The 13,261-nt window shown below is 65.8% G+C and carries 14 protein-coding genes; 1 reads left to right on the top strand and 13 read right to left on the bottom strand.

Annotated elements, in window-relative coordinates; translation table 11 throughout:
- Nucleotides 1–3: 3 nt before the first annotated feature.
- The 4 genes from C3418_RS12025 to C3418_RS12040 form a co-directional block, all read right to left on the bottom strand.
- The gene (locus tag C3418_RS12025) at nt 4–855 is read right to left on the bottom strand and encodes an ABC transporter substrate-binding protein (protein ID WP_103858582.1); all 852 of its coding nucleotides are present in this window, start codon (nt 853–855) and stop codon (nt 4–6) included.
- Nucleotides 848–1,780 carry a cobalamin biosynthesis protein gene (locus C3418_RS12030; protein ID WP_180911705.1) on the bottom strand — a complete coding sequence of 311 codons (933 nt, stop codon included), beginning with the start codon at nt 1,778–1,780 and terminating at the stop codon, nt 848–850. Before C3418_RS12030 ends, C3418_RS12025 begins: the two co-directional genes overlap by 8 nt.
- A 26-nt stretch (nt 1,781–1,806) precedes the next feature.
- Nucleotides 1,807–2,499, bottom strand: a complete 693-nt coding sequence (gene mtnN / locus C3418_RS12035) for a 5'-methylthioadenosine/S-adenosylhomocysteine nucleosidase (protein ID WP_042079239.1) — start codon at nt 2,497–2,499, stop codon at nt 1,807–1,809.
- Between the two features lie 240 nt (nt 2,500–2,739).
- Nucleotides 2,740–3,669: a ZIP family metal transporter gene (locus tag C3418_RS12040; RefSeq protein ID WP_103858583.1), complete on the bottom strand. Its 930-nt coding sequence runs from the start codon at nt 3,667–3,669 to the stop codon at nt 2,740–2,742.
- Nucleotides 3,670–3,959: 290 nt separating this feature from the next.
- On the opposite strand from C3418_RS12040, the gene C3418_RS12045 reads away from it, so the two are divergent.
- Nucleotides 3,960–5,591, top strand: coding sequence for a methyl-accepting chemotaxis protein (locus tag C3418_RS12045; RefSeq protein WP_103858584.1), 1,632 nt, complete (start codon nt 3,960–3,962; stop codon nt 5,589–5,591).
- A 64-nt stretch (nt 5,592–5,655) separates the two neighbouring features.
- Here the strand turns inward: C3418_RS12045 and gloA are convergent, their stop codons facing one another.
- The 9 genes from gloA to C3418_RS12090 all read right to left on the bottom strand — a co-directional run.
- On the bottom strand, nt 5,656–6,063 hold the full coding sequence (gloA, locus tag C3418_RS12050) for a lactoylglutathione lyase (protein WP_103858585.1): 408 nt from the start codon (nt 6,061–6,063) through the stop codon (nt 5,656–5,658).
- 90 nt (nt 6,064–6,153) lie between these two features.
- Nucleotides 6,154–6,795 (bottom strand): endonuclease III, encoded by a 642-nt coding sequence (gene nth, locus C3418_RS12055; protein WP_103858586.1) that lies wholly within the window; start codon nt 6,793–6,795, stop codon nt 6,154–6,156.
- A gap of 14 nt (nt 6,796–6,809) precedes the next feature.
- Nucleotides 6,810–7,568 (bottom strand): electron transport complex subunit E, encoded by a 759-nt coding sequence (locus tag C3418_RS12060; RefSeq protein ID WP_042079243.1) that lies wholly within the window; start codon nt 7,566–7,568, stop codon nt 6,810–6,812.
- A 16-nt stretch (nt 7,569–7,584) separates the two neighbouring features.
- Entirely contained in the window at nt 7,585–8,217 is a 633-nt protein-coding gene (rsxG, locus tag C3418_RS12065) for an electron transport complex subunit RsxG (protein WP_103858587.1), read from the bottom strand.
- Between the two features lie 43 nt (nt 8,218–8,260).
- Complete coding sequence (rsxD, locus tag C3418_RS12070; RefSeq protein WP_103858588.1) at nt 8,261–9,313, bottom strand: electron transport complex subunit RsxD; 1,053 nt, start codon at nt 9,311–9,313, stop codon at nt 8,261–8,263.
- Between the two features lie 3 nt (nt 9,314–9,316).
- Nucleotides 9,317–11,452: an electron transport complex subunit RsxC gene (gene rsxC, locus C3418_RS12075; protein WP_103858589.1), complete on the bottom strand. Its 2,136-nt coding sequence runs from the start codon at nt 11,450–11,452 to the stop codon at nt 9,317–9,319.
- Between the two features lie 14 nt (nt 11,453–11,466).
- Entirely contained in the window at nt 11,467–12,033 is a 567-nt protein-coding gene (gene rsxB, locus C3418_RS12080; protein ID WP_103858590.1) for an electron transport complex subunit RsxB, read from the bottom strand.
- A 4-nt stretch (nt 12,034–12,037) separates the two neighbouring features.
- On the bottom strand, nt 12,038–12,619 hold the full coding sequence (gene rsxA / locus C3418_RS12085) for an electron transport complex subunit RsxA (RefSeq protein ID WP_103858591.1): 582 nt from the start codon (nt 12,617–12,619) through the stop codon (nt 12,038–12,040).
- Between the two features lie 151 nt (nt 12,620–12,770).
- Nucleotides 12,771–13,261 (bottom strand): RNA-guided endonuclease TnpB family protein (locus tag C3418_RS12090; protein ID WP_146054105.1); only part of this gene is annotated, 491 nt, incomplete at its 5' end.

The raw sequence follows: 13,261 nt of genomic DNA on the forward strand, positions 1-13,261 counted from the left end.
ATGTTACCCTCCGCTGCGGCTCTTGATCGCGCTAGCGCCGATCGCTTCGCATATCTGCTCCACCGCGTTGAGGGCGCGGGGGGTGAAGCGGTGCAGCTCATCGGCGTTGATGAGGGCGAGCCGCCGCTGCTTGACGGCGTCCAGCATGGGCCACTGTTGCCAGTGCGCCAGCACCTCAGGGTCCTGGCTGCCGGCCAGGATGAGATCAGGGTCGGCCTTGATCACCTGCTCCAGCCCGACCTGGGGATAGGGGGTCGCCGCCTTGGCCATGATGTTGCGGCCGCCGCACAGGGTGATGGCCTGGCCGGGCCAGGTCGAATCATTGACGCTGGTCAGCGGCGGATACCAGAGCTGGTAGAAGACCGAGACGGACTTGGGCTTGCCATAGCGCGCCGCCAGGGCATTGAGTCTGGCCAGATAGGCGTCGGCTCTGGCGTCGGCTTGTTGTTCGACGCCAAGCAGGCGCCCCAGGCTGCGCATCTCGGTGGCCAGCGAGGCAAAGTCGGTGGGCTCCGAGTAGAAGACGGGGATACCGAGCTTCTCGACGGGGGCCAGCATGCGGGCCTGGGCCGAGCGCCAGGCCACCACCAGATCCGGCTTCTGGGCCAGCAGGGCTTCGAGGTTGATGCTGCGATAGTTGGCGACCCGCGGCAGGGACGCCACCTCGGGGGGATAATCGGAGGCGTCGTCGGTGGCGACGATGCGATCCCCGGCTCCGATGTCATACAACAGCTCGGTCAGATGGGGAGTGAGGGTGATGATGCGCTGTGGCGCCGGAGGCGTTGTGGCCAGCAGGGGGGCGCTCAGCAGGCAGAGCAGCAGGCAGAGGGCCCGCCAGTGCAAGGGATTAGCCATGGTGCAGTACCAGCAGGGTCAGGAACAACGCAACGGTCAGCCAGCCCCAGCCGATCAGCAGCAGGCGGTGCAGCAGGCGCCGGGGCAGGAGGGCATCGGGCTCTTCCCCCTCGCCCAGCACAGGGAAGCGCACCAGCTGGCCCCGATAGTAGCGCGGGCCGCCGAGCCGGCTGCCCGTGGTCAGGGCCAGCAGGGCGAGCAGGCAGCCCATGGCCGGATAGGGCCAGTACAGGGCGGGGCGCAGCCTGCCGCCGAGCCGGCGCAGCCGGGTCAGGCACAGGGGGAGCGCCAGCAGCAGGATGGCGGGGGCGCAGAGTCCCTGGTACAGCGCCGCGGCGGGGCGGCCGAAGTGGACGAACTCGGCCTGCTTCGGGCTCCAGGCCTGGTTCATCAGCTGGGCGAGGCGCCAGAGCAGGGCACCCTGCACCCCGGCCAGGGCAAAGCCCAGCAGGGGGCCGGCCCACTGGCCCACGAGGCGCAGCACGCAGGTCTCGCTCACCGCCTTGTTCAGCCCCATCACCGACAGCTTCCCCGTCTCGCGCCTGAGCCAGGGCGCCGCCTGCAGCCTTGCCACCACCAGGGTCTCCTGGGTGGCCAGGGCGCGGCTCCCCTGGGCGAGTTCGCGCAGTGGCCGGGATTCCAGCATCAGCAACAGAAACAGCAGATCGAACAGGGGCTCCGACAGGGCGAGATTGCGCACCGCCCAGAGGCCGGCGGCGCAGGGCACCCAGACCACCAGCAGGGCCAGGAGCCCGGCCTGGCCCTGCTGGCGGGGCGTACCGTCGGGGCGATAGACTTTCTGGCCGAGGCGGGTCAGCAGGGGCACGACGGCGCCGGGCCGAAAGCGGGCCGGCCAGGGCAGCATGGCCTCCAGCAGGGCCGCGCCCACCATGATGGCCGCCGTCGTCGAGGCGAGGGCGGTCATCAGGGCGTCCCAGGAGAGGGTATCGATCACAATTTACCGAGCAGCGCGATGATCACCTCGGCGGAGTGTTGACCCGCCACCTCGATGAAGGCATCGAAGGATTCCACCTGCTCCTTGCCGGCGATGTCGGACATGGCGCGCACCACCAGGTAGGGCACCTTGAACATGTGGCACACCTGGCCGATGGCGGCCCCTTCCATCTCCACCGCCAGCATCTGCGGGAAGTCGGCGCGGGCTTTCGCAATCGCCTCGGGCTTGCACATGAACTGGTCACCGGTACAGATGAGGCCGACCTTGGTCTGGTGCTTGCCTTGTTCGGCGATGCAGGCCTGGGCCAGGGCGATGAGCTTGTCATCGCAGGGGAAGGCGGCGGGCTGCTGGGCCATCTGGCCCATCTCGTAACCGAAGGCGGTCACGTCCACGTCGTGGAAGCGCATCTCGCTCGCGATGACCACGTCACCGATGTGCAGATCCTGGGCGAAACCGCCGGCGGAGCCGGTGTTGATGACGCAGTCGGGGGCGAATTTTTCCAGCAGCAGGCTGGTGGCGACGCTGGCGGCGACCTTGCCGATGCCGGAGCGGGTCAGGATCACCTCTTTACCGGCCAGGCGGCCCTGATAAAACTCGCAGCCGCCCAGTTGCAGGGTGGTGGGTTCGCTCAGCTGGCTGCGCAGCAGGGCCACTTCCTGCTCCATGGCGCCGATAATACCTACTTTCATTATCTACCTCGTCTCGATGGCCGCTGGGCCGAAAAAGTTGGCGGGAATGATAACAAAACTTGGCGATGGCGCCGAGCATTCCTATGGGGCTGGCGGGGCATCTCCTGCGTCAGTGGGAGTGCTGGACAAGGGCGGCCGGCTCGCCGCGCTCTGCAAGCCGTTGCAGTGTGCTGGCGAACAGGGCCGGCCGCTCGGGAAGCGCTTTGTGGAAAACTACGGAGTGTACGGGGGACCGACGCGTTATCCCAGCGCGGTATCCAGGGTCATCATCAGGGCAAAGCCGACCATGAGACCCAGGGTGGCGTGGGTCTGGTGGCCGTTGCGGTGGGTCTCGGGGATCACCTCGTGGGAGACTACGAACAGCATGGCGCCGGCGGCGAGCCCCAGGCCAATGGGGTAGGCGATGGCCATGCCGCTGGCGAGCCCCACCCCGAGCAGGGCCCCGAGCGGTTCCAGCAGACCGCTGGCGATGGCCACCAGCACGGCCAGCGGGGGACGAAAACCGGCGGCGCACATGGCGAGCGCCACCGCCAGCCCCTCGGGAATGTCCTGCAGGGCGATGGCGGTGGTGAGCGGCAGACCGACGGCCATGTCACCTTGGGAGAAGCTGACCCCGATGGCCATGCCCTCCGGCAGGTTGTGCAGGGCGATGGCGAACACGAACAGCCAGACCCGGGAGCAGCTCTCGTGGCCGGGACCGCAGGGCCCCGTCTTGTCGTGCTCGTGGGGGGTGAACTGATCCAGCCCCAGCATCAGCAGGACGCCGAGAGCCATGCCCGTCACCACCACGGCGGCGGCGAGGAAGCCGTCGCCTGTGATCCCCTCCGCGGCCTCGAGGCCCGGCAGCAACAGGGAGAAGGCGCTGGCGGCCAGCATCATGCCGGCGGCAAAACCCAGCATGGCGTCTTCCACCCGTTGGGGTACGGCCCGCAGGAACAGGGCCGGCAGGGCGCCGAGCGCCGTGGCGGCAAAGCCGGCGGCACCGCCGATGAGGCCATAGCGCATGCCGGCGGTGATGTCACCGACCGCCAGCACGACCAGACTCTGCAACAGGAGCAGCAGGACGGCGGCCAGGGCGAGCAGCAGCCCCAGGGCGACGAGGGGACGGGCCTGGATCTGCTCGCGCAGTTGGACGGACCAGGAGGGGGAGAGTGTCGACGCGTTTTCCATGGAGCCTCGGGCGCTGTGATCAAGAGACGAGGGTGCCATTACATAACCTGGCCCCCCGTTTGTCCATGGCGCCGGGGCGATTGCGACAATCGGTTCAAGTTTGGCGCCCGGGTGGTCGCTCTGTAGCGGGCTCCCGGGCCGAACGACATAGGCCCGGGGTGGCGAGGGGAGGGGAAAGGCCCCGTCCTTGCTCGCGCGTCGTCATTTCCCGTCAGGAGTCTCGGGTCACCGCTTACACGGATGTGATCATTGTGTCACTGCGTCTTCGCAGTCGAGGATCACCAGCCAACATGTCTTACAAGCGTCTCTCCATCGGCAAGAAGATTGCCGCCGTTTTCTCGGTCATCGCCGTCATCAACATACTGTTCGGGCTGTTTCTCGCCAGCGAACTGCGCGGCGTGCGGGACCGGGTGCTGAATTTCACCGACTCCACCCTGCCGAGCGTCATCTCGGTGGAAAACCTGCTCTACGACGTCTCCTATGTGCGGCGCGCCCAGTTTGCCCTGCTGATGGTGGAGGATGTCGTCGACAGGCAGGCCCGCCGTGGCAGTATCCAGGAGAGCCTGGGCAAGGTGGAGCAGGCGCTCGGCGCCTATGAGGCCACAGTGGGGGCCGAGCACGAACGCCGGGCGTTCAACCGGGTCAGGCAGCACTGGTTGCAGTATCTGGGGGCGGTCAACCGGGTCGATCAGCTGTTCTCTCTGGGAGACAGGGAGCAGGCCAGGGACGTGCTGTTCGGCTCCAATGCCGACTATACCGAACTGGAGCAGTCGGTAAACGCCCTGGTGGAGGTGAACCTGGACTTCGTGCGGGAGAACCGCGGCAGCCTGCTCGGCAGCGTCAACAGGGTGACGCTCTTCGCCTCGGCGAGCATAGGCGCCCTGCTGCTGTTCATGGGGGTCATGACCTGGTTCCTGACCCGCCAGATCTGCCTGCCGCTGCAGGCCGTGGTCGCCCAGGCCAACGCCATCGCCCAGGGGGATCTGACCCACGACCTGGATCGCCGGCACATCGGACAGGATGAGCTCGGGATGCTGGCCCGGGCCTCCCTCAAGATGCAGGACAACCTGAGGGGCCTCATCGAGGAGGTGGTCGCCGCCGTGACCCAGCTGGGGGCCGCCATCGAGGAGGTGAGCGCCGTCTCCGAGCAATCGGCGCAAGGGATCCAGAGCCAGCAGCAGGAGATCTCCCTAGTGGCGACCGCCATGGCCCAGATGAAGGCGACGGTGGCCGATGTGGCGGGCAACACCGAGACCGCCTCGGAATCCGCCAGCTCCGCCAATGCCCTGGCCCGTCGCGGCAATCAGGATGTGCAGAGCGCGCTGGTCGCCATCACCCGGGTCGCCGAGGAGATGGAGCAGGCGGGCACCCTGGTGGCGGAGCTGGAGCGGGAATCCGCCCAGATCAACCTGGTGGTGGACGTCATTCGCGGCATCGCCGATCAGACCAACCTGCTGGCGCTCAACGCCGCCATAGAGGCGGCCCGCGCCGGCGAGCAGGGCCGCGGCTTCGCCGTGGTGGCCGACGAGGTGCGCACCCTGGCGGGGCGTACCCAGGCCTCCACCGGCGAAATCGTCGCCATCATCGAGACCCTGCAGGCGCGCGCCAATCAGGCGAAGGCGGTGACCGGCCAGAGCTGCGAGATGATCCGCCAGTGCGTGAGCCAGAGCGAGCGGACCGGCTCGGGCATCCAGCAGATCGAGGAGGCGGTCGGCCAGATTGCCGACATGGCGATCCAGATCGCCAGCGCCTGTGGCGAGCAGGATGCGGTCTCCGATGAGCTCGGCCGCAACGTGGCGCGGATCAACGACTCCTCCAACGAGGTGGCGACCGGCGCCGATCACACCGCCCGTGCCTGCCTGGAGCTGAGCCAGCTGGCGGCGGGGCTGCGCCAGACCATGGGGCGCTTTCGCCTGGCCTGACGGCCTGCCAATGAAAACGGGGCCCAGGGCCCCGTTGTTTTTCTCACCGCCAGGCGGCGTGGGTTTAGGCGCCCAGGCCGGTACCGGCGTCTTTCTTGGCAATCAGCTCAATCTTGTAACCGTCCGGATCTTCCACGAAGGCGATGACTGTGGTCCCCCCCTTGACCGGGCCCGGCTCGCGGGTGATCTTGGCGCCGGCGGCGCGCAGCGCCTCGCAGGTACCATAGATGTCATCCGCTTCCAGGGCGATGTGGCCGTAGGCGGACCCCAGCTCGTACTCGCTCACCCCCCAGTTGTAGGTGAGCTCGATGACGGCTTCGTCCTTCTCGTCGCCGTAACCGACGAAGGCCAGGGTGTACTTGTACTCGCTGTTCTCGCTCTTGCGCAGCAGTTTCATGCCCAGCACTCGGGTGTAGAAGTCGATGGAGCGTTGCAGATCGCCGACGCGCAGCATGGTATGCAGAATTCTCATTGCTCAATTCTCCGGGTTGGTGATTGGTACTGCCTGATGGCCCGAGGCCCGGCTCCGCAGACGCCTGCAAGTCAGGCTGCGCCCTGCGGATCAGCTTTCGGGATAGACCTTCTCTTTGTATTCGCACAAGTCTTCGATGATGCAGGAGCCACAGCGCGGCTTGCGGGCGAGACAGGTGTAGCGGCCGTGCAGGATGAGCCAGTGGTGCACATCCAGCTTGAACTCGGCGGGCACCACCTTGAGCAGCTTCTCTTCCACCTGATCCACGTTCTTGCCCACCGCGAAGCCGGTGCGGTTCGACACCCGGAAGATGTGGGTGTCGACGGCGATGGTGGGCCAGCCGAAGGCGGTGTTGAGCACCACGTTGGCGGTCTTGCGGCCCACGCCGGGCAGGGCCTCGAGGGCCTCGCGATCCTCCGGCACCTCGCCGCCGTGGCGCTCCAGCAGGATAGCGCAGGTCTTGATGACGTTCTCGGCCTTGGTGTTGAACAGGCCGATGGTCTTGATGTACTCCTTGAGCCCCACCACCCCGAGGGCCAGCATGGCGGCCGGGGTGTTGGCCACCGGATAGAGCTTGTCGGTGGCCTTGTTGACGCTCACATCCGTGGCCTGGGCCGACAGCAGCACGGCGATGAGCAGCTCGAAGGGCGTGGTGAAGTTGAGCTCTGTGGTGGGGTGCGGATTGTCGTCCCGCAGTCGCTCCAGGATCTGCCTGCGTTTCTGGTTGTTCATGGCTCTCTCTTGTCTCAGAGCTGGGTGGCGCGGGCGCCCGCCGCCGGCACGCTGCAGTGGGCCCTGTCGGCGGCCTGCTTGCGGCCCATCCAGTCGTTGATGGCATTCTTGCCGGCGATGAGCAGGCCAAGGCCGATAAAGCCCCCCGGCGGCAGTATGGCCAGCAGCAGGCTGGCATCGGCGTGGAACAGCTCGATGCGCAGGGACTTGGCCCAGTCCCCCAGCAGCAGGTCGGCACCGTCGAACAGGGTGCCCATGCCGATGATCTCGCGAAGCCCCCCCAGCACCAGCAGCACCAGGGTAAAGCCCAGCCCCATCATGAAGCCGTCGACGGCCGCAAGCAAAGGGGGGTTCTTGGAGGCATAGGCCTCGGCCCGGCCTATGATGACGCAGTTGGTGACGATGAGGGCGATGAAGATGCCGAGCGCCTGATACAGGCCGTAGGTGTAGGCGTTCATCAAGAGCTGCACGCTGGTGACCAAGGCCGCGATGATCATCACGTAGACCGGGATGCGGATGTCCTTGGGCACCCAGTTTCGCACCAGGGAGATGGCGAGGTTGGAGCTTATCAGCACCACCATGGTGGCCAGACCCAGCCCCAGCGCATTGGTGAAGGTGGAAGAAACGGCCAGGGTGGGGCAGAGTCCCAGCACCTGCACCAGAGAGGGGTTGTTCTTCCACAGCCCCTGCAGCATCAGCTCCTTGAGCTCCTCGCGGCGGCCATTGCTCTCGCTGATCGGGCCCTGCCCGTCAATCACGTCGACTTGTTCCATAGCTTGTGCTCCGGCGTTAGGGGGTGGCGTCACAGGAGGGGGCGTCCCGCAGCAACTCGGGGTGCTCCTGTTGCAGCAGCAGCAGGTTCTTCACCGCCTTGACCACGGCCCGGGGGGTGATGGTGGCGCCGGTGAAGGCGTCGAATTCGCCCCCGTCCTTCTTCACCGCCCAGCTGGCCTCGTTCTCTGCATTGAGGGTACGGCCGACGAAGCTGTCGATCCAGTTGGACTTCTTCAGCTCTATCTTGTCCCCCAGGCCCGGGGTCTCCTTGTGGGTCAGTACCCGCACCGCGCTGATGGCACCCTTGGCGTCGGTGCCGACCACCATGCGGATGGCCCCACTGTAACCATCGGGGGCCACGGTTTCCAGCGCGTAGCCGGTGTGCACCCCCTTGAGGGTGGCGGTATAGAGCGGCATGGGCTGATCGCTGCCCAGGTATTCCCGGCTCCTGACCAGCTTGCAACTGGCCACCAGATCGTTGTCATAGCTTCCCTCCGGCAGCAGGGCCCCGAGGGTGCGCAACTGCTCCAGCTGCTGCTGGTGGGCGATGCGATCCCGGGTCAGCTCGTTGGTCAGCACCACCATGGCGGTGCAACCCAGGGCGAACAGGGCCAGGGTCAGGCCGTTCTTGCGCATGCTCTTCAACATGGGAGGCTCTCCGTCTCGCGTGTCCGGCAATTCAGATATGGGTTCATTTGCGACGGGCTCCATAGACCTTGGGGCGGGTCAGGCTGTCAATCAGCGGCACGCACAGGTTGGCCAGCAGCACCGCGAAGGCGAAGGCGTCCGGGTAGCCGCCAAAGCGGCGAATGAGATAGACCAGCACCCCGATGAGGGCACCGTAGACCAGGCGCCCCTTCGCCGTGGTGCTCGCGCTCACCGGATCGGTGGCGATGAAGAAGGCCCCCAGCATGGTGGCGCCGCTGAACAGGTGCAGCATGGGGGTGGCGGTGGCATCCGGCGTCGCCAGATAGCCCAGGGTGGATGCCAGCAGCAGTGAGCCCAGCACGGCGGCCGGAATGCGCCAGTTGATCACCTTCTGCTGCAACAGGAAGAGGCCCCCCAGCAGGTAGCCGAGGTTGACCCAGCTCCAGCCGATGCCACCCCAGCCCTCGAACACCTTGTGGGTCATCACCTCGCTGGCGGTGAGCCCCTGGGTCAGCCCGGTCTTGAGGGTATCGAGCGGCGTGGCCATGGTCAGGCCATCCACCCCCTGCTTGAGCTGCAGCATGCTGTAGCCGTCGAGGCTGAAGCCGGTGAAGATCACCGAGGCCGCATCGGCGAAGCCGATGTCGTAGGCGGCGATGCTGGAGGGGGGCAGCCAGCTGGTCATCTGGACAGGGAAGGAGACCAGCAGCAGCACATAGGCCACCATGGCAGGATTGAACAGGTTCTGACCGAGCCCGCCATAGAGATGCTTGGCGATGATGATGGCGAACGCCGTGCCCAGCACCAGCATCCACCAGGGCAGCAGGGGGGGCAGGGAGAGACCGATGAGCACGGCGGTGAGCGCCGCGCTGCCATCCAGCAGGGCCGGTTTGACGGGGCGGCCGCGCAGGCGAAGGACCAGGGCCTCCGAACCCAGGGCCGTGACCAGCGCCAGCAGGATCTGGATCAGGGTCCCCCAGCCGAAGAACCAGGTCTGCGCCAGGAAGCCGGGCAGGCAGGCCAGGATCACCAGCACCATCAGGGTCTGGGTCTGTTTGCGGTTGTGGGCAAAAGGCGCACTCGCGATATTGAACATGGATCAGTGGCTCTTGTCGGTCGAAGGGGAGGAGGCGGCCTCGGCCGCCAGCTTCTTGGCTTTGGCCCGGGCGATGGCGGCGGCAATGGCCGCCTTCTTGGGGTCCACCTCGGCGGCGGGTTCGGATGCGGCGGCCGGGGCCTCAACGGCGTGTTCGGTTGTGTTCACGGATGTCTCACCCGCGACCACCGGCCCGTCACCTTGCGCCTGAGCAGCCTTCTTGGCCTTGGCCCGGGCGATGGCGGCGGCAATGGCCGCCTTCTTGGGGTCCACCTCGGCGGCGGGTTCGGATGCGGCGGCCGGGGCCTCAACGGCGTGTTCGGTTGTGTTCACGGATGTCTCACCCGCGACCACCGGCCCGTCACCTTGCGCCTGGGCGGCCTTCTTGGCCTTGGCACGTGCCAGGGCGGCGGCGATGGCGGCCTTCTTGGGATCCAGCTCTGCCTTGGGATGTTGCTCCCCAGGTGCCGGGGTGTCAGCCAGCCCATTGCCCTCGCCATTGGCGGCCTTGGCGGCACGACGGGCGATGGCCTCCTGCTTGCGTGCCTCACGGGCGGCAATCATGGCCTCGTTGTCCGGTGCGGGTTCACTCACGGCCACCTGGGCCGTCTCCTGTTTGGCCTTGATGCGGGCCAGGGCGGCGGCGACCGGATCTTCGCCCCCGGCCGTCGTCATGGCCTGGCGACGCTGGGCTGCGGCCTCGGCGTGGCGGGCTTCGCGGGCCGCCTTCTCACGCTCGAAGCGAGCCTGCTTGGCCTCGAAGCGCTGCTTGGCACGTTCGGCCTTCTCGGCCTCGGCACGGGCCTCGCGGATGTCATCCTTGGCGATCTTGTAGTACTGCACCAGGGGGATTTCGCTCGGGCAGACCCAGGCACAGGCGCCGCACTCGATACAGTCAAAGAGGTTGAGCTTCTCGGCCTTGTCGTACTCCTTGACCCGGCTGTACCAGTAAAGCTCCTGGGGCAGCAGGGTGGCGGGGCAGGCATCGGCGCAGGCACTGCAACGGATGCAGGCCTGTTCCGGGCCGGGGGGCGGCAGCTCGGCGCGGGTGGGGGAGAGCAGGCAGTTGGTGGCCTTGACCACGGGGACCATGGCGTGGGGCAGGGTGAAGCCCATCATGGGGCCCCCCATGATCACCCGCTGATCCGCCTCCGGTTGCAGCTCGAAACGCTGGAGCAGCCAGCGTACCGGCGTGCCCAGACGTACCCAGGCATTGCCGGATTTCTTGAAGGCGTCGCCAGTGAGGGTGACGATGCGCTCGATGAGCGGCTCCCCATCGATGATGGCGCGCTTGATGGCAAAGACGGTGGCGACGTTGAGCACCATGATGCCCATGTCCACCGCCCGGCCACCCTTGGGCACCTGGCGTCCGGTGAGCAGCTCTATGGTCTGTTTGGCGCCGCCGGAGGGGTACTTGGTCGGTACCGACTTGACCAGTACGTCGACGTCGCTGGCATGGCGGGTCAGGGCCTCGATGGCCGCCGGTTTGTTGTCTTCCACTCCGATCAGGGTGAGCTTGGGCTTGAGCAGGTGCTTGAGTACCCGGATGCCGTCCATGATCTCGTCGGCGTACTCCTGCATCAACCTGTCATCCGTGGTGATGTAGGGTTCGCACTCCAGCCCGTTGACGATGAGGATCTCGGTGAGCTGGCCACGGCCGTCGAGCTTGCTGTGGGTCGGGAAGACGGCGCCGCCGAGCCCGGCGATACCGGCCTGCTGGATGCGCTCGAGCAACGCCCCCCGCTCCAGGTTCCAGTAGTCAGGCTGGGGTGTGCGCTCGCCCCAGGCATCGTCTCCGTCCGGGGTGAGGAGGATGCAGAGATCGTCAAGACCGGAGGGGTGCGCCACCGTGTGCTGCTCGATGGCGGTGATGGTGCCCGAGGTGGAAGCGTGCACCGGCACGATGCGCCCCTTGTCAAAACGGGTGAGGGGTTGCCCCTTCTTGACCTTGTCCCCCACCCGCACCAGCAGTTCGCCGGCCGGACCCGCGTGCTGGCGCACCGGAATGATGAGCTGGGGGGGAAGGCCCGCGTCAACGACGGGGGTCAGGCTGGACTGGTGCTTGTTCTCGGGGGGATGGATGCCGCCGTGAAAATCCCACAGAGTGCCGGCTTTGATGCGTTCGAGCAGATGCTGCATGGTTACTCCGCTGTTTATTCCACTATCTTGACCGGAATGGCGACCTTGGCCAGATCCCATTTCCAGTTGTCGACCGTGGTCGGCACCGGGATCATTTCAATACAGTCGGTCGGGCAGGGGTCGACGCAGAGGTCGCACCCGGTGCACTCGGCCGCGATGACGGTATGCATCGCCTTGGTGGCACCCAGGATGGCGTCGACCGGACAGGCCTGGATGCACTTGGTGCAACCGATGCACATGTCTTCGTGAATGAAGGCCACCTTCTTGACGGGGATTGCCGCGTCTTCACCGCCGTCCAGAGACTGGGGCTCGACCCCCATCAGGTCGGCAATCTTGCGCATGGTGGCGTCGCCACCGGGCACGCACTTGTTGATCTTGTCGCCATTGGCCAGGGCTTCGGCGTAGGGTTTGCAGCCCGGGTAACCGCACTGGCCGCACTGAGTCTGGGGCAACAGGGCATCGAGCTGATCGACGATGGGATCGGCCTCTACGTGAAACTTGACGGCGGCAAAGCCCAGAATGATGCCGAAGGCCAGGGCAAGCAGGGCCAGCACCAGAATGGCAAAGAGTATGTGAGTCATAGCGCTATATCTTGATGAGGCCGGTAAAGCCCATGAAGGCCAGCGACATCAGGCCGGCGGTGACCATGGCGATGGAAACGCCACGGAAGGGGGCCGGCACGTCGGCGGCCACCAGGCGCTCCCGCATGGCGGCAAACAGGATCAGCACCAGGGAGAAGCCGGCGGCGGCACCGAAGCCGTAGATGATGCTCTGGATGAAGTTGTGGCGCTCGTTGATGCTGAGCAGCGCCACGCCGAGCACGGCGCAGTTGGTGGTGATGAGCGGCAGGAAGATGCCGAGCAGGCGATACAGGATCGGGCTGCTCTTGCGGATCACCATCTCGGTGAACTGTACCACCACGGCGATCACCAGGATGAAGCCCAGGGTGCGCAGGTAGGCGATGTCCAGCGGGATCAGGATGTAGTGCTCCATCAGGTAAGAGCAGGCGCTGGCGAGCGTCATCACGAAGGTGGTGGCCAGTCCCATGCCGATGGCGGTTTCCAGCTTGCCCGAGACGCCCATGAAGGGGCAGAGGCCGAGAAACTTCACCAGCACGAAGTTGTTGATCAGCACGGTGCCGACCAGTAAAAGCAGGTACTCAGTCATTGACGATGGGTTATCCGGTATGAAGGCGGCGGTATTATCTGATGTTAGGTGCCTTTAGACAACCGCAAGGCCGCATGGTTATTATTCGAATGCCCAATTCTTGACATCCTCCCCCACCTTAGCGCTTCGCGTCACAGGAGGGGGATTCCCATTACTGGGTGATAGCTGCTCGCGCAGTACCGGGTTCCTGCTTCATCGGGCGGCCTGATTGCACCACGCCTCCACAGGCTAAAACGGCGTGTCCCGCCGCTAAAATATTGCGAGCGCCGTTCACATCGGCGTTCGCCTCATAACCACACGCAGCGCATTTAAACTGGCTTTGCGTCTGGCGGTTATCCTTCGCAGTATGCCCACAACAGGCGCACTGCTGGCTGGTGTAGGCCGGGTTTATCGCCAACACCTGACCGCCTCGCCATGCCTGCTTATATTCGAGCTGGCGGCGCAGCTCAAACCAGCCCTGATCTAATATCGAACGATTCAGCCCTGATTTTGCCCGGACGTTGCGCCCCGGCTGGCTGGTCGTGCCCGCTGCTGATTTTGACATGCTGGCAACCTTCAAATCCTCAATGACGATCATCGCGTGGTTTTTGCTGATAGTCGTTGTGACCTTGTGAAGGTAATCGCGGCGGGTATTGGCGATAT

It is taken from the genome of Aeromonas sp. ASNIH8 (genome assembly GCF_002919855.1).
Lineage (GTDB): Bacteria > Pseudomonadota > Gammaproteobacteria > Enterobacterales > Aeromonadaceae > Aeromonas > Aeromonas caviae.

Coding starts and splice junctions, on each gene's coding strand:
- C3418_RS12025 (WP_103858582.1), bottom strand. CDS start 855: ATGGCTAATCCCTTGCACTGGCGGGCCCTCTGCCTGCTGCTCTGCCTG.
- C3418_RS12030 (WP_180911705.1), bottom strand. CDS start 1,780: ATGACCGCCCTCGCCTCGACGACGGCGGCCATCATGGTGGGCGCGGCC.
- mtnN (WP_042079239.1), bottom strand. CDS start 2,499: ATGAAAGTAGGTATTATCGGCGCCATGGAGCAGGAAGTGGCCCTGCTG.
- C3418_RS12040 (WP_103858583.1), bottom strand. CDS start 3,669: ATGGAAAACGCGTCGACACTCTCCCCCTCCTGGTCCGTCCAACTGCGC.
- C3418_RS12045 (WP_103858584.1), top strand. CDS start 3,960: ATGTCTTACAAGCGTCTCTCCATCGGCAAGAAGATTGCCGCCGTTTTC.
- gloA (WP_103858585.1), bottom strand. CDS start 6,063: ATGAGAATTCTGCATACCATGCTGCGCGTCGGCGATCTGCAACGCTCC.
- nth (WP_103858586.1), bottom strand. CDS start 6,795: ATGAACAACCAGAAACGCAGGCAGATCCTGGAGCGACTGCGGGACGAC.
- C3418_RS12060 (WP_042079243.1), bottom strand. CDS start 7,568: ATGGAACAAGTCGACGTGATTGACGGGCAGGGCCCGATCAGCGAGAGC.
- rsxG (WP_103858587.1), bottom strand. CDS start 8,217: ATGTTGAAGAGCATGCGCAAGAACGGCCTGACCCTGGCCCTGTTCGCC.
- rsxD (WP_103858588.1), bottom strand. CDS start 9,313: ATGTTCAATATCGCGAGTGCGCCTTTTGCCCACAACCGCAAACAGACC.
- rsxC (WP_103858589.1), bottom strand. CDS start 11,452: ATGCAGCATCTGCTCGAACGCATCAAAGCCGGCACTCTGTGGGATTTT.
- rsxB (WP_103858590.1), bottom strand. CDS start 12,033: ATGACTCACATACTCTTTGCCATTCTGGTGCTGGCCCTGCTTGCCCTG.
- rsxA (WP_103858591.1), bottom strand. CDS start 12,619: ATGACTGAGTACCTGCTTTTACTGGTCGGCACCGTGCTGATCAACAAC.